Source organism: Histophilus somni (assembly GCF_014202395.1).
GTDB lineage: Bacteria > Pseudomonadota > Gammaproteobacteria > Enterobacterales > Pasteurellaceae > Histophilus > Histophilus somni.
In genome coordinates, this window is sequence record NZ_JACHGQ010000010.1 from 1 (window position 1) to 18,981 (window position 18,981).

Consider the following 18,981-nt stretch of genomic DNA (forward strand, 5'->3'; position numbering starts at 1 on the left):
AAAATAACGACACACTGCTTAACCTCTCACAACAGCGTGTCGTTGTGTGCCGTGCATTATAGGCATTTTATATTTCAATGCAAGCTTTTTTTATATTTTTTATCAAAATTTGATTAATTTTCTCTTTTTTTAATCTTTTTGTTTAGTTATTAAACAATTATAATAATAATGTAAACCATCGGTGGCATATTTTATCATTTCTCTAAAAAATCTAAAGAAAATAGCAAACTTTTTTATAAATTCTCGATCTCTATCACAAACTTTAACAAAATTAGAAAGTTATTTAAAATAAAATCCACTCTCTGTGTTATAACTTATCTTGATTGGAGATTTTTTCTAATCAAAAGGTTTTTATTTATTTTGTCACAATAAATGAGGTTGAATTATATATGACCAAATCATTAAAAGACACTGAAAATATTAGAAGTGAACTTACCGAATTGATAGGAACTATAACTGTGAAAAATCTTTTTTCTGGTTATGGTTTATTTAAGAAAGGTCTTATGTTTGGTTTATACCAGCAAGGAAAATTTTATATTCGAGCAGAGAAGGAATTAGCTAAATACCTAGAAAGCCTAGGTGCTTTATCATATTTAGCTTTAACCCCAAACCCTCAACTAAATATAGGAAATTATTATCTATTGCCAAAAGAAATTACACAGAATAAGGAACATTTTCGTCAAATTCTCTATCTATCTATTGCTCAAACTAGAGCAAAGAAAATTGCACAAGAACTTGCTCGGAAAAAAAGAATAAAAGATCTCCCAAATCTTTCGATAAAACACGAAAGGCTTCTTTCTAAAATACACATTAAAGATATAAAATCCTTTAAATTAAAAGGAGCAGCAAATTGCTACATAGAGTTAAAACTCTCAGGTATTCCTGTAAATCTCATTTTATTTTGGAATCTTACTGCCGCACTTTTATACAAGAATGTCAATGTATTGACTAAAACAGAAAAAGAACAGGCTTTAAAGAAACTTAATAAAGGTCTAGAGAGAGCAGGATTAAAACCTGTTGAGATTATACTTTTACAATAAAATCACCCTCCCCTGTTTAAAAGCAGGGGATTCATCACTAAATCAATATAAAATCATTTTTTATTTCATATCAAGTTTTGGGATTTTTTCATTGTCACAAAACTAAAACTAGACTCAAAAAATTATTAAGGTTAAATCAGTTATTAACCAAAGAGTATGTTATCAAAAAACTCCACCGCACTTGCGATACTGTTTTCGTTTAACTTGGTTGATGATGACCAATGATGAATCAATACCCATCCCATGAACTCACCTTGAAAATTGCTATTTCAGCATAATTTTACTGTCATCACTCATGCGAGAATAGATGATGGTTAAGGAATTTATAACCTACTACTATTAATATGAAATCATAAAAAATCTGCACTTTAATCAGATGGGAAATTAACCCTATCTTTTAGAGTGCAGATCAAAGTGCGGTATTTTTATTTGAAATTTATCATTCTTTAGGTAATCTTAATATTGATACAACTAATCCACCCCAAATAATTACCAAAGAGATGATCATCATAATAGCGCTGTTACTCATTTTTATTCTCCTTTTTTGTGTGTTAATGCTTCATCTTTCCATTTCAAACGGGAAAGTAAGAATGCTGCAACTAATAAACTTAACGACATACCCCATCCAAAAATATTTACAAACCAAGCAGGATAACCTTCATAACCTTCAGAAAATACTTTTGCACCTTCGCTAAATAACATAAAAGCTAGAATACCTGTTGTTAAAACAATACATAAACGCCAGATAAAACCAACTTTAAAAGAAGATGTTTCATTTAAGTGATTACCCAATGAAGTTAATTTTTCGTTGGAAACAATAGCAACTAATGAAACAAATGCTACAGCCACAATACCAAAATAGTTTACAAATTTATCTAACACATCAAGCATTGGTAAACCTGTAGTAGTACCAAACAAAATCACTGAACAAAACATCATTGGTAAACCAACAATAAAAGTAACTTTTACTCGACGTATTCTTAGTTTATCTTGTACTGCGGAAATAATTACTTCAATAACAGAAATAAATGAAGTTAAAGCTGCAAAAGTTAAGGAACCGAAGAATAATACACCAATAAATTCACCAAAAGGTGATTGATTAATAATTGTTGGGAAAGCAAAAAATGCTAGACCAATTCCTCCTTTTGCTACATCACTAACTTCCTGTCCTGCTGTCGCTGCCATAAAACCAAGTGCAGCAAAAACGCCTATGCCTGCTAACAATTCAAAGCTACTATTTGCAAAACCTACAACTAATCCACTACCTGTTAAATCGGAGTCTTTTTTGAGATAAGAAGCGTAGGTAATCATAATACCGAAACAAATCGAGAGTGAGAAAAATATTTGTCCGTATGCCGCAATCCATACACTAGGATCGGATAATTTAGACCAATCTGGTGAAAATAACGCATCTAATCCTTTTTCCGCACCGGGCAAAAATAATGATGAAACAACGAGAATTACAAACATTATGACAAGAATAGGCATTAAAATACTTGATGATTTTGCAATTCCTTTTTGTACACCTAGTGCTAATATTCCTAAAGCAATCAGCCAGACAGCAATTAATGGACCTGTCACCATTCCTACAAATTCAAAACTAACACCTTGAGTAATATCACCCATTTTTAAGAATTCATTCAGGAAAAACTCTATAGGCTTATCTCCCCAAAAGTTATTTATTGAAAAATAGGTATAGCTAGCAGCCCAACCCAAAATAACTGCATAATAAATACCAATAATAAAATTAACCAATACTTGCCACCAACCAAATGTTTCAAAGTGCGGGTTAAAACGACGGTAAGATAAAGGTGCACCACCACGATGACGATGTCCAATAGCATAATCTAAGAAAAGTAATGGAATACCTGCGGTTAATAACGCAATTAAATAAGGAATGATAAATGCACCACCCCCATTTTCATAAGTAGTATAAGGAAAACGCCAAATATTTCCTAAACCAACGGCAGATCCAATCGCTGCTAAGATAAATGCACGACGACCGGAAAATGTTTCTCGCTTTTGTGTTGTATCTTTCATTTTATAGACCTTTTATATTTTTTATTTCATTACAGAAGGTTTAGCAATATAACAAAATATTTTATCCAGTCAACAACAAAAATTTAGATTAAATATCTTTTTTTATTAATTAATTATATTTAATTGGAATTAAATATTGTTTATTTTTAATTATTCAGTTTTTTATATTGTTTTATTTTATATTCTAATTTTTGTTGCCAAAAACACAGTGTAACAACAGAATAAAAACTCAATTTTAGTTAGTTGAAATTTACGAGAAAAATTTACATTTCCAGTAATTTTTCTAAATGCCACAATTCAGCAAACTCCTCTCGACGTTTAATTAAATGAACTTGCTCTCCATCAACCATTATTTCAATAGCTCGTGGACGAGAATTATAAGTTGATGCCATACTTGCACCATAAGCACCGGCTGATCGTTGTACGATAAAATCTCCTTGTGCAATTGCAAGAGAGCGTTGTTTTCCTAGAAAATCCGATGTTTCACAAATTGGACCGACTACATCATATACTTTAGTTTCTCTCGACAAAGTGCGGTCAACTTCAATGATATTCATGTAAGCCTGATATAAAGCCGGTCTGATCATATCATTCATTCCTGTATCAACGATGGCAAAATGACGACTTTCATTACTCTTTATATATTCCACTCTAGTGAGTAAAATACCTGCATTTGCGGTAATTGCCCTACCTGGCTCCAAAATAATTTCCAAATTTTGATAATTTTTTAATTTTTCCAGCAAAGCTGTAGCATATTCACTTGGATGTGGTGCTTTCTCATCACTATAAGTTACCCCTAAACCACCGCCTAAATCCACGTGTTCTAATGTTATTCCATCTTTTTTTAATTGCTCCATAAGAACAATTAAACGATCTGTAGCATCTAAAAAAGGTTGAAGTTCTGTCAGTTGTGAACCAATATGGCAATCTATTCCTACAATTTTTATATTTTCCAATTGACTTGCTTGGCGATAAACTTCTCGAGCCTGTTCAACACTTACACCGAATTTATTTTCTTTTAGACCAGTCGAAATATAAGGATGAGTATGAGCATCAACATCAGGATTTACTCGCAAAGAAATAGAGGCAATTTTCCCCATTTTTCTTGCAACCTGATTTATTCTTATTAATTCAGCCGCACTTTCCACATTAAAACAGCGAATACCTACTTCCAATGCACGTGCAATTTCTTGTTCTGATTTTGCCACACCAGAAAAAACCACTTTTTTAGGATCACCTCCAGCAAATAATACTCGCTCAAGTTCACCTTGAGACACAATATCAAAACCTGATCCCAACTTTGCCATAATATTTAAAATGGCTATATTAGGATTGGATTTAACAGCAAAACAAATTAAATGAGGGTGATCTCCTAAAGCATTATCAAAAGCATGCCAATGACGCTCTAGAGTTGCTCGTGAATAAATATAAGCAGGTGTGCCAAATTGCTCTGCAATTTTTTTCACAGAGACATTTTCTGCCATTAAGTGTCCATCTTTATATAGAAAAAAATCCATAATGTTATCCTTACATATTGATTACTTTAATTTTGAATTAACTTTTTGTTGATTTTGTTCTGTTTCTGGAAAATATAATGATCCTTTAACACCACAACCTGACACACCAAAAGCTATTGCACTAAGTAATAAAATTGAAATTATTTTTTTCATTGCTTATGTCCTTGTTAATTAAAAAACTTGCACTTTTTACCATTAAAAATGCCTTTGTGCTATCACTATCTTATAAAAATATTTATAATCTTTTGTTATTCTTTTTTATTAATAGGTAAACTTTATGAACATAGCAGAATATCACCAAAATATCGAACAAGTTTGGTTGCAAATAGAAGAACAATTAGAAGAACAAGGTTGTGATGTAGACTGTGATACTCAAGGTTCGGTTTTTACTATTACTTTCGTTGATCGTAGCCAAATTGTTGTAAATAAACAAGAACCATTATTAGAATTATGGCTTGCAAGCAAGGCTGGAGGTTTTCATTTTGCCTTTAAAAATAATCAATGGATTGCTCAGGATGGAAAATTGTTTTGGCAATGTTTAGAACAAGCTTGTTTGGCTCATGGTGAACAGGTGAGTTTTTCTTAATGTCAGTTGAAGAATGGAAGCAACAAAAAAGTGCGGTAGATTTTAGCCAAGATTCTGTGGAAAAATCTACCGCACTTGATATTTTACATTCTGTTTTTGGGTATCAGTCCTTCCGTAAAGGACAACTGGAAGTTATCGAAGCAACTTTAGCTAAAAAGGACAGTTTAGTTATTATGGCAACAGGTGGCGGAAAGTCCTTATGCTATCAAATTCCCGCTCTTTGTTTCTCCGGTTTAACTTTAGTGATTTCTCCTCTAATTTCATTAATGAAAGACCAAGTAGATCAGTTATTAGCAAATGGTATAAATGCTGATTATTTAAATTCCAGTCAAACATTTGAACAACAACAGTTGGTTCAAAATAAAGCAATGTCAGGAAAATTAAAGTTGCTTTATATATCTCCAGAAAAAGCCTTAACAACCAGCTTTTTTCATTTTATTTCTCATTGCAAAGTCAGTTTTATTGCCGTTGATGAAACCCATTGTATTTCACAGTGGGGACACGATTTTCGCCCAGAATATACTCAATTAGGAGGATTGAAAGCAAGTTTTCCTGATGCACCAATAATGGCACTAACCGCAACAGCAGATCAGGCAACCCGACAAGATATCCTTATTCATCTTAAATTATCTAATCCCCATATTTATATCGGTAGTTTTGATCGTCCAAATATTCGTTACTCCTTAGTTGAAAAATTTAAACCTATGGAGCAACTTTCTCAATTTATCGCAAAACAAAAAGGGAAAAGTGGAATTATTTATTGTAACAGTCGTAATAAGGTTGAACGAATTGCAGAAAGTCTACGCCAAAAAGGAATATCAGCTGAAGCTTATCATGCTGGTATGAGTAATGAGCAACGAGAATTTGTTCAACGTGCTTTTCAACATGATAATGTACAAATTGTTGTTGCAACAATTGCTTTTGGAATGGGAATTAATAAATCTAACGTGCGTTTCGTCGCTCATTTTGATCTACCTCGAAGTATCGAGGCATACTATCAGGAAACAGGACGAGCGGGGCGAGATGATTTACCAGCTGAAGCTGTCTTATTTTACGAACCTGCAGATTACGCTTGGTTACAAAAAGTACTTTTAGAAAAACCAGATATACCGCAACGTCAAATAGAACTACATAAATTACAATCCATAGGGGAATTTGCTGAAAGCCAAATTTGTCGGCGTTTAGTTCTATTAAATTACTTTGGTGAATATCAACAAAAACCTTGTAATAACTGTGATATTTGTTTAGATCCTCCGAAAAAATATGATGGATTGGTTGATGCACAAAAAGTGATGTCAGCAATCTATCGAGTGGGGCAACGTTTCGGGGCAATGTATATTATTGCTGTACTGCGTGGTTCCCAAAATCAAAAAATTAAAGAATATCAACATGATAAACTAAGCGTTTTCGGCATTGGTAAAGATCGTAGTAGAGAATATTGGCAATCAGTTATTCGACAATTAATCCATTTAGGTCTGATAAAACAAGTAATTGACCATTTTAATATAACATTACAACTCACATTAGATTCATTGCCTATTTTACGAGGTGAACAACCATTGCAATTAGCAACACCAAGGATATCTTCTATTACTAATGCCGTTACTATACCAAAAAGAGCGGTCACAAATTACGATAAAGATCTCTTTGCTCGATTACGTTTTTTGCGTAAAAAAATAGCAGACAAAGAAAATATTCCTCCTTATATAGTATTTAACGATGCAACATTACAAGAAATGGCACAATACCAACCAATAACAGAACAAGAAATGATACAAATTAATGGTGTCGGCGATATTAAATTAAAACGTTTTGCTCAACCCTTTCTTGCGTTAATTAAAGAACATCAATTTTTTAGAACAACAAAAAAATAAAGATCCCCCTTTTTAAGGGGATCTTTTTATTTACAAATAATATTCATACAAATCAAGAGTTTATTTATTATGCTTATCACCTACGCATAATATTTATGAACAGGCTGACCTATATATTTATCTTTGATATTCTTCACTATCATTGATAAGAGATTATAATCAATGTCATCATGATGAGTACTATACAAATCATTTTTTAATTTAATCAAATAATTCTGATCCTCATTATTTTCTGCTTTAGGTTCTATTATTACATTGATCGTAGCCATAGTATTAGCAATCATTTCAATTAATACATCTTTCTGCATAACTGTACACATCAAAAACCTCTATTAATTCCAAAATTGATAAATAAAAAATAAAATTAAATATCTAAATTAGCTCTTAGTGCATTCATTTCAATAAATTCACGACGAGGTTCTACTTCATCTCCCATTAAAGTGGTAAATAATTGATCTGCTGCAACAGCATCTTTAATCGATACTTTTAACATTGTACGCTTATTTGGATCCATAGTTGTTTCAAATAACTGATCTGAATTCATTTCTCCTAGCCCTTTATAGCGTTGAATAATCAGACCTCGGCGAGATTCTTTCGTCAGCCATTCGATAGCTTGTTCAAAAGACGAAACCGATTGTTGACGTTCACCACGAGATACATAAGCTCCTTTTTCTAATAAACCCTGTAGTTGGTTACCTAATTTAACAATACGGCTATATTCAGTTCCATTTAAAAATTCAAAATTCAAAAAATAATTTTTTTCTATACCATGGGTACGAATAATTATAACTACTTCATATAAATGACGTTCATTGTTAAAAACAATACGATATTTGTAACTACTACCACTTATTTTTTTGTCAGTTAAAATATTAACTAAAGATTTAGCCCAAAAATCAACCGCACTTTCATCAGTCATCATTTCATTAGTTAATGCTTTTTGATAAATTAATGATTTCAATAATATTTCTGGATAATGAAAAGATAAACGGCTAATCATCTTTTGTACTGAATTATATTCCGAAATAAGTTTTTCTAATGCTATTCCGTTCATTGCAGGAGCATTTTCATTTACATAAAGAGAGGATCCTTCTAATGCCAAATTTAACTCAAACTGTTGCATTTCTTCATCATCTTTAATGTATTGCTCTTGTTTACCTTTTTTCACTTTATATAAAGGAGGTTGTGCAATATAAACATGACCACGTTCAATTAATTCCGGTAATTGACGATAAAAGAAAGTCAATAACAATGTACGAATATGAGAACCATCTACATCTGCATCGGTCATAATAATAATACTATGATAACGTAATTTATCAGGATTATATTCATCTCTGCCTATACCACAACCAAGTGCGGTTATTAAAGTTCCCACTTCTTGAGAAGATAACATTTTATCAAATCGAGCTTTTTCTACATTAAGTATTTTTCCTTTTAATGGCAAAATAGCCTGATTTTGACGATTACGTCCTTGTTTAGCAGAACCTCCCGCTGAATCACCCTCTACAAGATATAATTCAGATAAAGCAGGATCACGTTCCTGACAATCAGCTAATTTTCCTGGAAGACCTGCTATATCCAAAGCACCTTTTCTACGTGTCATTTCACGAGCTTTGCGAGCGGCTTCTCTTGCCCGAGCAGCTTCAATAATTTTCATTACAATAATTTTGGCATCATTTGGATTTTCTTCCAAAAATTCTTGTAAATAATCACTCATAACAGACTCGACTGGAGCTCTTACTTCAGAAGACACAAGTTTATCTTTTGTTTGTGAAGAAAATTTTGGATCCGGTACTTTAACAGAAACAATAGCAACCAACCCTTCTCTCGCATCATCACCTGAAGTTGCTATATCCTTTTTGTCTTTTTTATTCGAATTTTCTTCTACATATTTGTTTAAAACCCTAGTTAATGCACCACGAAAACCGGCTAAATGAGTACCTCCGTCTCGTTGTGGAATATTATTAGTGAAACAATAAACATTTTCTTGATAACTATCATTCCACTGTAAAGCTACTTCTACACCAATATCGTCTTTTTCCGCACTAAAATAAAATATTTTTTGATGAATTGGTGTCTTATTTTTATTTAAGTATTCAACAAAAGCCTTAATACCGCCCTCGTAGTGAAAATGATCTTGACGATTATTCCGCTTATCCAATAATTTTATTGATACACCTGAATTTAAAAATGAAAGTTCACGTAAACGTTTTGCCAAAATTTCGTATTCAAAATCAATATTAGTAAAAATAGTGGGACTAGGCCAAAAGCGTACAGTTGTACCTGTTTTTTCCGTTTCACCAATAACGGATAAAGGTTCCTGTGGATCACCTAAATGGTAAAATTGTTCATGCACTTTTCCTTGACGGCGAATAGTGAGTTGTAATTTATCCGACAAGGCATTCACAACAGAAATCCCTACTCCATGCAATCCTCCTGAAACTTTGTAGGAGTTATCATCAAATTTTCCACCAGCATGCAATACTGTCATAATAACCTGTGCTGCTGAAACACCTTCTTCAGGATGAATATCAACAGGAATACCACGTCCATCATCTTGCACAGAGACAGAGTTATCTGCATGAATAGTAACAATAATATCTTTACAATAACCTGCTAAAGCTTCATCAATTGCATTATCTACAACTTCAAAAACCATATGGTGTAAGCCTGTACCGTCATCAGTATCACCAATATACATTCCAGGTCGTGTACGTACTGCTTCAAGCCCTTTTAAAACTTTAATGCTTCCTGCACCATAATTTTCAGTTGTATTTTCTGACATAAAATTTCTCTTTTTTATAAATAAAAATTAGCTCGGATTATAGCAAAAATTTGCTTAATAGGCTAATTTTTATCAACTTACTGCTGATGTTATACTCCAATAAAACATAAAGAGCGGTATATTTTCTATTACAAATAATGGATTGATTACACAATGCCATACAACATATAAAATTTTCATAAATTTCCTTAAAAATAATAGACAACTGAGTTAGAATAACTACGCAAATTAGTTTTATTTAAAAGGAAACCATTATGTCTTTAGAAATTTTAGACCAACTAGAAGAAAAAATTAAACAAGCTGTTGAAACAATCCAATTACTTCAATTAGAAATTGAAGAATTAAAAGAAAAAAATGAGCTATCTCGTCAAACCAATGAGCAATTACGTAGCGAAAATGAACACTTAAAAACAGAACATCATAACTGGCAAGAACGATTACGTTCATTATTGGGTCGTATTGATAATATTTAAATTCATAAAATCAATGGCTTAGATTAATTCTAAGCCTATTTTTTTAGCTAAAATTAAGGTATTAAGATGAATAAACAAATTTGCATTCTAACAGGAAGTACTTTAGGAGGTGCAGAATATGTAGCCGAACATATTCAATTATTACTAGATAAGAAAGGTATATCGACTAATCTATTACATGGCCCTTCACTAAATGATGTAATTAAACATAAAAATTGGTTAATAGTGAGTTCAACACATGGTTCCGGTGAACTACCTGATAACTTAAAACCCCTATTTGAAGAAATTACACAAAAAAACTTAGATCTTTCTCAAATACGTTTTGCTGTTATTGGTTTAGGAAGCTCCGATTATGATACTTTTTGCTATGCTGTGAATCAAATTGAAGACACTTTACTGAATAAAAAAGCTATAAGAATTACAGAAAGTTTAAAAATAGATGTCATGAATGTTGATGATCCTGATCATTTTGCTGAAAACTGGTTAAAAAATGTTAATCTAAATTTATTCAATTAATTTACATTACTCTGTGGATAACTTTAATAAAAAACAAAAAATTTCCTGTTATTAAGATAAAAAAATTTTTTTATTTAAAAAGAATTGTGGATAAATCATAAAAATATCCACAGTTCTTTTACTGTAAAAGATCTAGATCATAACAATAAAAAAAAGATCCAACTTATTAATTTAAAAAATAAAAAAATACTTATTAACAAAAAAAAAGATCCTAATAATATACATAATAATACTTTTATATATAAAAAGATTCTATTTATATTAGGAAGAAGATCAACTGATGATCTTTTACTTCTTTCTTCTTTTTGTTTATCTTGTAATTTAATGTAGAATAGATCGCTATTTTGAACTCTAAAACCTTTAATAACACTTAGGCTATTATGTTTTATACAGAAAATTACGATGTCATTGTAATCGGTGGTGGACATGCGGGAACAGAAGCTGCTTTAGCGACAGCTCGTATGAAACTAAAAACGCTTTTATTAACTCATAATATAGATACTTTAGGACAAATGTCTTGTAATCCGGCTATTGGTGGAATAGGTAAGGGACATTTAGTAAAAGAAATTGATGCTATGGGCGGATTAATGGCAACTGCTGCAGATAAAGCAGGTATCCAATTTCGCACTTTAAATAGTAGCAAAGGTCCTGCTGTGAGAGCTACACGAGCCCAAGCAGATCGTGTTCTTTACCGCCAAGTTGTACGTATTGCTCTTGAAAATCAACCTAATCTAGATATTTTTCAACAAGAGGTAACCGATATTATTTTAGAAAAAGATAGAGTTACAGGTGTTGAAACAAAAATGGGATTAAAATTTAGGGCAAAGTCAGTAGTATTAACTGCAGGTACATTTTTAGCCGGTAAGATCCACATAGGATTAGAAAACTATGCTGGTGGTCGAGCAGGTGATCCTGCATCTGTAAATCTTGCTAAAAAACTTAGGGATCTAAATTTAAGAGTAAATCGCTTAAAAACAGGAACGCCGCCGAGGATCGATGCTCGTACTATTAATTTTGATATTCTAGCTAAACAATATGGCGATGAAAAATTACCTGTTTTTTCTTTTATGGGATCTGTAGAACAACATCCAGAGCAAATTCCTTGCTATATAACGCATACCAATGATCAAACGCATGATGTGATTCGCAAAAATTTAGATCGTAGTCCTATGTATACAGGAGTTATTGAAGGTATTGGACCACGCTATTGCCCATCTATTGAAGATAAAGTAATACGTTTTTCTGATCGTAATTCTCATCAAATTTATTTAGAACCGGAAGGTTTAACAAGTAATGAAGTTTATCCAAATGGTATTTCAACAAGTTTGCCGTTTGATGTTCAAATGAAAATTGTTAATTCAATGAAAGGATTAGAAAAAGCAAGAATTGTTAAACCAGGTTATGCAATTGAATATGATTATTTTGATCCAAGAGACTTAAAACCAACTTTGGAAACAAAAGCTATTTCTGGTTTATTTTTTGCTGGTCAAATTAATGGTACAACGGGCTATGAAGAAGCTGCTGCACAGGGTTTATTAGCTGGTATTAATGCAGGTTTATTTGTTCAAGAAAAAGAAAGTTGGTTTCCTCGTAGAGATCAAGCCTATATAGGGGTTTTGGTTGATGATCTTTGTACTGTAGGAACTAAAGAACCTTATAGAGTATTTACTTCAAGAGCAGAATATCGCTTATTGTTGCGTGAAGATAATGCTGATATTCGTTTAACTTCAATTGCAAGAAAATTAGGATTAATTGATGATATTCGCTGGGCAAGATTTAATCAAAAAATGGAAAATATTGAACTGGAACGTCAACGTTTGCGTTCAATCTGGTTGCATCCTCGTTCTGAATATTTAAATGAGGCTAATGAAATATTAAAAAGCCCACTTATCCGTGAAGTAAATGGGGAAGATTTATTACGTCGTCCTGAAATAAATTATCAAATTTTGACCGCACTTACTCCTTTTAAACCGGCAATGGAAGACAAAGAAGCTGTTGAACAAGTTGAAATTGCAATTAAATATCAAGGTTATATTGAACATCAACAAGAAGAAATTGAGCGTCAAAAACGCCATGAAAATACGGCTATTCCTGCTAATTTTGATTATAAAAATATATCGGGATTATCCAATGAAGTTTGTGCTAAGTTGGAACAATACCGCCCAATTTCTATTGGTCAAGCGAGTCGAATTTCAGGTATTACGCCTGCAGCTATTTCTATTTTACTCGTTAATTTAAAAAAACAAGGTATGCTGAAACGAGGTGAATAATGGCTGATTTACAAAAGAATTTAATGGAAAAACTAAATTTTTTGTTAAAAAATACCGCTCTTTTACCCACTAATTTACAAAAAGAGCGGTTAGTTCAGCTGGTTTTATTATTAAACAAATGGAATAAGGCTTATAACCTAACATCTGTGCGTGATCCCATGGAAATGTTGGTAAAACATACTTTGGATAGTATTGTTGTAAGTCCTTATTTACAAGGAAATATTTTTATTGATGTTGGAACTGGCCCAGGATTACCTGGATTACCTTTAGCTATAATTAACCCTGACAAAAAGTTTTTTTTATTGGATAGTCTCGGTAAACGTATTAGTTTCATTCGTAATGCAGTTCGTGAACTTGAATTAACTAATGTTGAACCTGTTTTAAGTCGAGTTGAAGAATTTAAACCTGATCATCAATTTGATGGGGTTTTAAGTAGAGCTTTTGCATCTTTAAAAGATATGACGGAATGGTGTCAACATTTACTAACGGATCAAGGTTTTTTTTATGCTTTAAAAGGTCAATATAATATGGAAGAAGTTTCGGCTTTATCTGCTCAATTTTCTGTGGATAAAATCATAGAATTGAATGTTCCTGAATTAGTTGGTAAGCGTCATTTAGTTTTGTTAAAAAAGATTAGAATAAATTTAATGAATTATTTATAATATGGTCGAAACTGTCATTTATAAAATGATTTTAAGTTAAAAATTCGCAAAAATAGGCTTGTAACTGGCAAAACTGGCAAGATTTTTGTAAGTAGCAAATTAGAACGATAAGATGTCTGCTGTAATAAAAAAAACTCAAAAAAGATATAAAACTTCATTATTAATTGAGTTTTTTATTTTTGTGTTTTCTTTTGTTTTACTGAGTATAGGCGGTATGAGTGATCATGAAGTGTATTTATCTTTCTTATTTGGTGCACTTTCAGTTTTTATTCCATATTGCCTTTTTGTGTACTTAATGTTTTTTACTAACAAAAAGTATAAAAATAACCTAAAAATGTTTTATAGTGGAGAATTGATTAAGTTTATCTTAACAATTATTTTGGTTGTATTCATTTTTAAAACATTTAAGGTTGATTTTAAAGTTTTTTTTGTAGGTTATCTTATAAGTATTGTATTGAATAATCTTTTGCCTTTTATGGTAAATAAATACCTTAAAATTTAGTTTTAAAAAGGATTAACTATGGCTGGCCATACTACTGCTGACTATATTAGTCACCATTTAACATTCTTAACTACCGGACAAGGTTTTTGGAATGTCCATCTTGATACTTTATTTTTTTCTTTAGTATCTGGAGTTTTGTTCCTTTTCTTTTTCTATCGTATTGCTAGTAAAGCAACATCAGGAGTTCCTGGAAAATTTCAATGTTTAGTTGAAATGCTAGTTGAGTGGGTTGATGGTGTTGTTAAAGATAATATTCACGGAAGTGATGTTCGTCATCAAATTGGATCATTGGCATTAACAATATTCTGTTGGGTGTTTATTATGAATGCTATTGATTTGATTCCTGTTGATTTTCCGCCGCAGTTTGCCGAGTTATTAGGTATTCATTATTTACGAGCAGTTCCTACAGCCGATATTAGTGCGACATTAGGTATGTCTGTTTGTGTGTTTGCATTAATTATTTTTTACACGATTAAGTCTAAAGGGTTAGGCGGTTTTGTAAAAGAATATACCTTACATCCATTCAACCATTGGGCATTTATTCCTGTAAACTTTTTATTGGAAGCAGTCACCCTTTTGGCTAAGCCTATTTCATTAGCCTTCCGTTTATTCGGTAATATGTACGCAGGGGAGCTTATTTTTGTCCTTATTGCTGTTATGTATATGGCAGATAATATTATTCCGCAAGTATTAGGTATTCCTTTGCATTTAATTTGGGCTATTTTTCATATTCTAGTTATTACTTTACAGGCATTTATTTTTATGATGCTGACTGTAGTATATCTAAGTATAGCTTATAATAAATCAGATCATTAAATCTGTTTTATGAAATTATTTTTACTAAACATTTTCGATTGATTTTTTAACAACTTAGCTTTTGGCTAAACTTTTATCTACATCTATAGGAGAATATTATGGAAAACATTATTACTGCAACTATTTTTGGTTCTGTAATTTTATTAGCAGCTGCTGCACTTGGTACTGCTATAGGTTTTAGTCTTTTAGGCGGTAAATTCTTAGAATCATCTGCTCGTCAACCTGAATTAGCAGCTAGCTTGCAAACAAAAATGTTTATTGTAGCTGGTCTTTTAGATGCTATTTCAATGATTGCAGTAGGTATTGCATTACTATTTATTTTTGCAAATCCATTCATTGGTTTATTAAACTAATTAAAGTTGGATAAATAATCATATTATTCTTTAGAAGAATAAATCCAATTTTAGGGAGGGCATTGTGAACTTAAATGCAACATTAATAGGTCAGCTGATTGCTTTTGCTATTTTTGTGTGGTTCTGTATGAAATATGTATGGCCACCGATTATTAAAGCTATAGAAGAACGTCAAAGATCTATTGCAAATGCACTAGCTTCGGCTGAAGCTGCTAAAAAAGAGCAATCCGATACAAAGGTTTTAGTTGAGCAAGAAATTAATCAAGCTAGAATTAAAGCTCAGGAAATAGTGGATCTAGCGAATAAACGTCGCAATGAAATTTTGGAAGAAGTCAAAATTGAAGCTGAGGCATTAAGAGAGAAAATTATTGAACAGGGACATGCAGAAATAGAATCTGAACGTAAACGTGTTCAAGAAGAGTTGCGTATTAAAGTCGCATCTCTCGCTATTGCCGGTGCTGAGAAAATTGTGGGTCGCAACATTGATGAAGCGGCGAACAATGACATTATTGATAAATTAGTTGCAGATTTATAGGAAGGTTGAGACTATGTCGGAATTAACTACGATAGCTCGCCCCTATGCGAAAGCGGTATTTGATTTTGCAGTAGAGCAGTCTGAAAAAGATAAAAGTGCGGTAGAAAAATGGGCTAATATGTTAGAGTTTTTGTCTGGGCTTATTCGTCATGATAAAGTTCAAACTTACTTAACAAGCACTAGTTCTACTTTTAAACTTGCTGATACTGTTATCTCAATTTGTGGCGAACAACTTGATCAATATGGGCAAAATTTAGTTAGGTTGATGGCTGAAAATAAGCGTTTAGCTGTACTTCCAGCTGTATTTAACGAGTTTAAATCTTATGTTGAAGAATATAAATCTCTATCACAAGTTGAAGTTATTTCTGCTCAACAGTTAAATGATGCACAGCAACAGAAAATTATTACCGCAATGGAAAAAAGACTTGCTCGTAAAGTAATATTAAATTGCAGAATAGATAGTTCGTTAATTGCAGGAGCTATTATTCGTACAAATGATTTTGTTATTGATGGTAGTTGTCGTGGACAAATCAACCGTCTAGCAAATGAGTTGCGATTGTAAGAGGAATAAAATATGCAACTAAATTCGACAGAAATTAGTGAATTGATTAAAAAACGTATAGCTCAGTTTGAGGTGATAAACGAAGCACGTAATACAGGGACAATTGTTTCTGTAAGTGACGGAATTATTCGTATACATGGTTTAAGTGATGTGATGCAAGGAGAAATGATTGCATTACCGGGTAATCGTTATGCCATGGCACTTAACCTTGAACGTGATTCTGTAGGTGCGGTAGTGATGGGACCTTACTCTGATTTAGCGGAAGGTATGGAAGTTCAGTGTACAGGTCGTATTCTTGAAGTACCGGTCGGTCGAGGGTTATTAGGTAGAGTAGTAAATACCCTTGGACAGCCAATTGATGGTAAAGGTGAAATCAAAAATGATGGTTTTTCACCGGTAGAAGTTATCGCACCGGGTGTAATTGAACGTAAATCTGTTGATCAACCTGTACAAACTGGTTATAAGGCTGTTGACTCAATGGTTCCTATTGGTCGTGGTCAACGTGAATTAATTATCGGTGACCGTCAAACAGGTAAAACAGCATTGGCTATTGATGCCATCATTAATCAGCGTGATTCAGGTATAAAATGTATATATGTCGCTATTGGTCAAAAAGCATCAACAATTGCTAACGTAGTACGTAAATTAGAAGAACATGGAGCATTACAAAATACTATTGTTGTTGTAGCTTCTGCATCTGAGTCAGCAGCTTTACAATACCTTGCTCCATATTCAGGTTGTGCAATGGGTGAATATTTCCGTGATCGTGGTGAAGATGCGTTAATTGTTTACGATGATTTATCTAAACAAGCAGTTGCTTACCGTCAAATTTCATTACTTTTACGTCGTCCACCGGGTCGGGAAGCTTTTCCTGGAGATGTATTCTATCTTCATTCTCGTTTACTTGAACGAGCTTCTCGTGTGAGTGAAGAATATGTAGAAAAATTCACAAAAGGTGAAGTGAAAGGAAAAACAGGTTCTTTAACCGCTCTTCCTATTATTGAAACTCAAGCAGGAGATGTTTCAGCGTTTGTCCCAACTAATGTAATTTCAATTACGGATGGTCAGATTTTCTTGGAATCCAATTTATTTAATTCGGGTATTCGTCCCGCAGTGAATCCGGGTATTTCGGTTTCTCGTGTAGGTGGTGCGGCACAAACCAAAGTAGTTAAAAAATTGGCTGGTGGTATTCGTACCGCACTTGCTCAATATCGTGAATTAGCTGCCTTTGCTCAATTTGCATCAGATCTCGATGAAGCTACACGTAAACAATTATCACATGGACAAAAAGTAACTGAATTATTGAAACAGAAACAGTATTCACCGTTAAGTGTTGCTGAACAGGCTTTGGTATTATTTGCTGTTGAATTTGGTTATTTAGATGACGTTGAATTAAATCGTATAGGTACTTTTGAAACCGCACTTTTAGAATATGCAAACTACAACTATGCTGATTTTATGGCTGAGTTGACTAAAACTGGTAATTATGATGATGAAATTAAAAATACATTGAAAACCGTTTTAGATCAATTTAAAGCAAATGTTGCATGGTAATAGTTAATTAACGGAGAAATAAAATGGCTGGTGCAAAAGAGATAAGAACCAAAATATCCAGTGTGCAAAGTACGCAAAAAATTACTAAAGCAATGGAAATGGTTGCAGCATCGAAAATGCGTAAAACGCAAGATCGTATGTCGTCTTCACGTCCGTATTCTAAAGCAATACAAGGTGTAATTAGCCATATATCAAAAGCCAATATTGATTATCAACATCCATTTTTGATTGAACGAGAAGTTAAAAACGTTGGCATCTTAATTATTTCAACCGATAGAGGTTTATGTGGCGGTTTAAATGTTAATTTATTTAAGACCGCACTTTCTGAAATAAAAAACTGGAAAGAACAAAATGTTGAAGTTTCATTAGGTTTAATTGGAGCAAAAGGTATAGGTTTTTTCCAATCTCTTGGTTTAAATATTAAAGCTCAGCATTCAGGTATGGGAGATACCCCTGTAGCTGAAGAATTAATTGGTATAGCAAATCGTATGTTTGAGGCTTATAAAGAAGGTAAAATTGATGCAATCTATGTTACTTATAATAAGTTTATCAATACGATGTCGCAAAAACCAATAATGGAAAAACTCGTTCCATTACCGGAATTAGATAATGATAGCTTAGGCAAAAATAGTGATAATTGGGAATACATTTACGAACCAAATCCTCAAACTTTGTTGGATAGTTTATTAGTCCGTTATTTGGAATCTCAAGTTTATCAAGCGGTTGTTGAAAATTTGGCTTCTGAGCAGGCGGCTAGAATGGTAGCAATGAAAGCAGCAACAGATAATGCAGGTAATTTAATTAATGACTTGCAGTTGGTGTATAACAAAGCTCGTCAAGCAAGTATTACAAATGAATTGAATGAAATTGTTGCGGGTGCAGCAGCAATTTAA

General features: G+C 32.6%; 20 protein-coding genes. 14 read left to right on the forward strand and 6 right to left on the reverse strand.

Annotation, left to right across the window (positions count from 1 at the left end):
• The first annotated feature begins 389 nt into the window (after window positions 1-389).
• The gene (locus HNR69_RS07220) at window positions 390-1,040 is read left to right on the forward strand and encodes a TfoX/Sxy family DNA transformation protein (protein ID WP_012340956.1); all 651 of its coding nucleotides are present in this window, start codon (window positions 390-392) and stop codon (window positions 1,038-1,040) included.
• A gap of 439 nt (window positions 1,041-1,479) precedes the next feature.
• Here the strand turns inward: HNR69_RS07220 and HNR69_RS07225 are convergent, their stop codons facing one another.
• From HNR69_RS07225 to lptM, 4 genes are all read right to left on the reverse strand, one after another.
• Entirely contained in the window at window positions 1,480-1,569 is a 90-nt protein-coding gene (locus HNR69_RS07225; RefSeq protein ID WP_075294269.1) for a methionine/alanine import family NSS transporter small subunit, read from the reverse strand.
• 2 nt (window positions 1,570-1,571) lie between these two features.
• Window positions 1,572-3,080: a sodium-dependent transporter gene (locus HNR69_RS07230; protein WP_011609857.1), complete on the reverse strand. Its 1,509-nt coding sequence runs from the start codon at window positions 3,078-3,080 to the stop codon at window positions 1,572-1,574.
• A gap of 263 nt (window positions 3,081-3,343) precedes the next feature.
• Window positions 3,344-4,597, reverse strand: coding sequence for a diaminopimelate decarboxylase (lysA, locus tag HNR69_RS07235; RefSeq protein WP_075294270.1), 1,254 nt, complete (start codon window positions 4,595-4,597; stop codon window positions 3,344-3,346).
• Between the two features lie 21 nt (window positions 4,598-4,618).
• Window positions 4,619-4,750, reverse strand: a complete 132-nt coding sequence (gene lptM, locus HNR69_RS07240) for an LPS translocon maturation chaperone LptM (protein WP_075294271.1) — start codon at window positions 4,748-4,750, stop codon at window positions 4,619-4,621.
• Window positions 4,751-4,874: 124 nt separating this feature from the next.
• Between lptM and cyaY the strand changes: the two genes are divergently transcribed.
• Together cyaY and recQ are read left to right on the forward strand one after the other, a co-directional pair.
• Window positions 4,875-5,183 (forward strand): iron donor protein CyaY, encoded by a 309-nt coding sequence (gene cyaY / locus HNR69_RS07245; RefSeq protein ID WP_075294272.1) that lies wholly within the window; start codon window positions 4,875-4,877, stop codon window positions 5,181-5,183.
• Entirely contained in the window at window positions 5,183-7,057 is a 1,875-nt protein-coding gene (gene recQ, locus HNR69_RS07250; protein ID WP_075294273.1) for a DNA helicase RecQ, read from the forward strand. Before cyaY ends, recQ begins: the two co-directional genes overlap by 1 nt.
• A gap of 80 nt (window positions 7,058-7,137) precedes the next feature.
• On the opposite strand, the gene HNR69_RS07255 is transcribed toward recQ, so the two are convergent.
• Both HNR69_RS07255 and gyrB read right to left on the reverse strand, forming a co-directional pair.
• Window positions 7,138-7,365 (reverse strand): hypothetical protein, encoded by a 228-nt coding sequence (locus HNR69_RS07255; protein WP_232451450.1) that lies wholly within the window; start codon window positions 7,363-7,365, stop codon window positions 7,138-7,140.
• Between the two features lie 56 nt (window positions 7,366-7,421).
• Window positions 7,422-9,845 carry a DNA topoisomerase (ATP-hydrolyzing) subunit B gene (gyrB, locus tag HNR69_RS07260; RefSeq protein WP_075294275.1) on the reverse strand — a complete coding sequence of 808 codons (2,424 nt, stop codon included), beginning with the start codon at window positions 9,843-9,845 and terminating at the stop codon, window positions 7,422-7,424.
• Between the two features lie 254 nt (window positions 9,846-10,099).
• On the opposite strand from gyrB, the gene zapB reads away from it, so the two are divergent.
• From zapB to atpG, 11 genes are all read left to right on the forward strand, one after another.
• Window positions 10,100-10,318, forward strand: coding sequence for a cell division protein ZapB (zapB, locus tag HNR69_RS07265; RefSeq protein ID WP_011609851.1), 219 nt, complete (start codon window positions 10,100-10,102; stop codon window positions 10,316-10,318).
• Window positions 10,319-10,384: 66 nt separating this feature from the next.
• Window positions 10,385-10,834, forward strand: coding sequence for an FMN-binding protein MioC (gene mioC, locus HNR69_RS07270; RefSeq protein ID WP_075294276.1), 450 nt, complete (start codon window positions 10,385-10,387; stop codon window positions 10,832-10,834).
• Between the two features lie 380 nt (window positions 10,835-11,214).
• Window positions 11,215-13,104, forward strand: a complete 1,890-nt coding sequence (gene mnmG / locus HNR69_RS07275) for a tRNA uridine-5-carboxymethylaminomethyl(34) synthesis enzyme MnmG (protein ID WP_075294277.1) — start codon at window positions 11,215-11,217, stop codon at window positions 13,102-13,104.
• On the forward strand, window positions 13,104-13,766 hold the full coding sequence (gene rsmG / locus HNR69_RS07280) for a 16S rRNA (guanine(527)-N(7))-methyltransferase RsmG (protein ID WP_075294278.1): 663 nt from the start codon (window positions 13,104-13,106) through the stop codon (window positions 13,764-13,766). Before mnmG ends, rsmG begins: the two co-directional genes overlap by 1 nt.
• Window positions 13,767-13,878: 112 nt before the next feature.
• The gene (locus tag HNR69_RS07285) at window positions 13,879-14,268 is read left to right on the forward strand and encodes an ATP synthase subunit I (protein ID WP_075294279.1); all 390 of its coding nucleotides are present in this window, start codon (window positions 13,879-13,881) and stop codon (window positions 14,266-14,268) included.
• Between the two features lie 18 nt (window positions 14,269-14,286).
• A complete protein-coding gene (gene atpB, locus HNR69_RS07290; RefSeq protein WP_012340946.1) occupies window positions 14,287-15,084 on the forward strand; it encodes a F0F1 ATP synthase subunit A in 798 nt (265 codons plus the stop codon).
• A 98-nt stretch (window positions 15,085-15,182) separates the two neighbouring features.
• Entirely contained in the window at window positions 15,183-15,437 is a 255-nt protein-coding gene (gene atpE / locus HNR69_RS07295; RefSeq protein ID WP_012340945.1) for a F0F1 ATP synthase subunit C, read from the forward strand.
• 64 nt (window positions 15,438-15,501) lie between these two features.
• Window positions 15,502-15,972, forward strand: a complete 471-nt coding sequence (gene atpF, locus HNR69_RS07300; protein WP_011609844.1) for a F0F1 ATP synthase subunit B — start codon at window positions 15,502-15,504, stop codon at window positions 15,970-15,972.
• 13 nt (window positions 15,973-15,985) lie between these two features.
• Window positions 15,986-16,534 (forward strand): F0F1 ATP synthase subunit delta, encoded by a 549-nt coding sequence (gene atpH, locus HNR69_RS07305; RefSeq protein ID WP_075294280.1) that lies wholly within the window; start codon window positions 15,986-15,988, stop codon window positions 16,532-16,534.
• 12 nt (window positions 16,535-16,546) lie between these two features.
• Window positions 16,547-18,088 carry a F0F1 ATP synthase subunit alpha gene (gene atpA, locus HNR69_RS07310; RefSeq protein ID WP_011609842.1) on the forward strand — a complete coding sequence of 514 codons (1,542 nt, stop codon included), beginning with the start codon at window positions 16,547-16,549 and terminating at the stop codon, window positions 18,086-18,088.
• A 23-nt stretch (window positions 18,089-18,111) separates the two neighbouring features.
• Window positions 18,112-18,981: a F0F1 ATP synthase subunit gamma gene (atpG, locus tag HNR69_RS07315; RefSeq protein ID WP_011609841.1), complete on the forward strand. Its 870-nt coding sequence runs from the start codon at window positions 18,112-18,114 to the stop codon at window positions 18,979-18,981.

What these genes read in the sequence shown, in the direction of transcription:
- HNR69_RS07220 (WP_012340956.1), top strand. Translation starts at nt 390, where the DNA reads ATGACCAAATCATTAAAAGACACTGAAAATATTAGAAGTGAACTTACC.
- HNR69_RS07225 (WP_075294269.1), bottom strand. Translation starts at nt 1,569, where the DNA reads ATGAGTAACAGCGCTATTATGATGATCATCTCTTTGGTAATTATTTGG.
- HNR69_RS07230 (WP_011609857.1), bottom strand. Translation starts at nt 3,080, where the DNA reads ATGAAAGATACAACACAAAAGCGAGAAACATTTTCCGGTCGTCGTGCA.
- lysA (WP_075294270.1), bottom strand. Translation starts at nt 4,597, where the DNA reads ATGGATTTTTTTCTATATAAAGATGGACACTTAATGGCAGAAAATGTC.
- lptM (WP_075294271.1), bottom strand. Translation starts at nt 4,750, where the DNA reads ATGAAAAAAATAATTTCAATTTTATTACTTAGTGCAATAGCTTTTGGT.
- cyaY (WP_075294272.1), top strand. Translation starts at nt 4,875, where the DNA reads ATGAACATAGCAGAATATCACCAAAATATCGAACAAGTTTGGTTGCAA.
- recQ (WP_075294273.1), top strand. Translation starts at nt 5,183, where the DNA reads ATGTCAGTTGAAGAATGGAAGCAACAAAAAAGTGCGGTAGATTTTAGC.
- HNR69_RS07255 (WP_232451450.1), bottom strand. Translation starts at nt 7,365, where the DNA reads ATGCAGAAAGATGTATTAATTGAAATGATTGCTAATACTATGGCTACG.
- gyrB (WP_075294275.1), bottom strand. Translation starts at nt 9,845, where the DNA reads ATGTCAGAAAATACAACTGAAAATTATGGTGCAGGAAGCATTAAAGTT.
- zapB (WP_011609851.1), top strand. Translation starts at nt 10,100, where the DNA reads ATGTCTTTAGAAATTTTAGACCAACTAGAAGAAAAAATTAAACAAGCT.
- mioC (WP_075294276.1), top strand. Translation starts at nt 10,385, where the DNA reads ATGAATAAACAAATTTGCATTCTAACAGGAAGTACTTTAGGAGGTGCA.
- mnmG (WP_075294277.1), top strand. Translation starts at nt 11,215, where the DNA reads ATGTTTTATACAGAAAATTACGATGTCATTGTAATCGGTGGTGGACAT.
- rsmG (WP_075294278.1), top strand. Translation starts at nt 13,104, where the DNA reads ATGGCTGATTTACAAAAGAATTTAATGGAAAAACTAAATTTTTTGTTA.
- HNR69_RS07285 (WP_075294279.1), top strand. Translation starts at nt 13,879, where the DNA reads ATGTCTGCTGTAATAAAAAAAACTCAAAAAAGATATAAAACTTCATTA.
- atpB (WP_012340946.1), top strand. Translation starts at nt 14,287, where the DNA reads ATGGCTGGCCATACTACTGCTGACTATATTAGTCACCATTTAACATTC.
- atpE (WP_012340945.1), top strand. Translation starts at nt 15,183, where the DNA reads ATGGAAAACATTATTACTGCAACTATTTTTGGTTCTGTAATTTTATTA.
- atpH (WP_075294280.1), top strand. Translation starts at nt 15,986, where the DNA reads ATGTCGGAATTAACTACGATAGCTCGCCCCTATGCGAAAGCGGTATTT.
- atpA (WP_011609842.1), top strand. Translation starts at nt 16,547, where the DNA reads ATGCAACTAAATTCGACAGAAATTAGTGAATTGATTAAAAAACGTATA.
- atpG (WP_011609841.1), top strand. Translation starts at nt 18,112, where the DNA reads ATGGCTGGTGCAAAAGAGATAAGAACCAAAATATCCAGTGTGCAAAGT.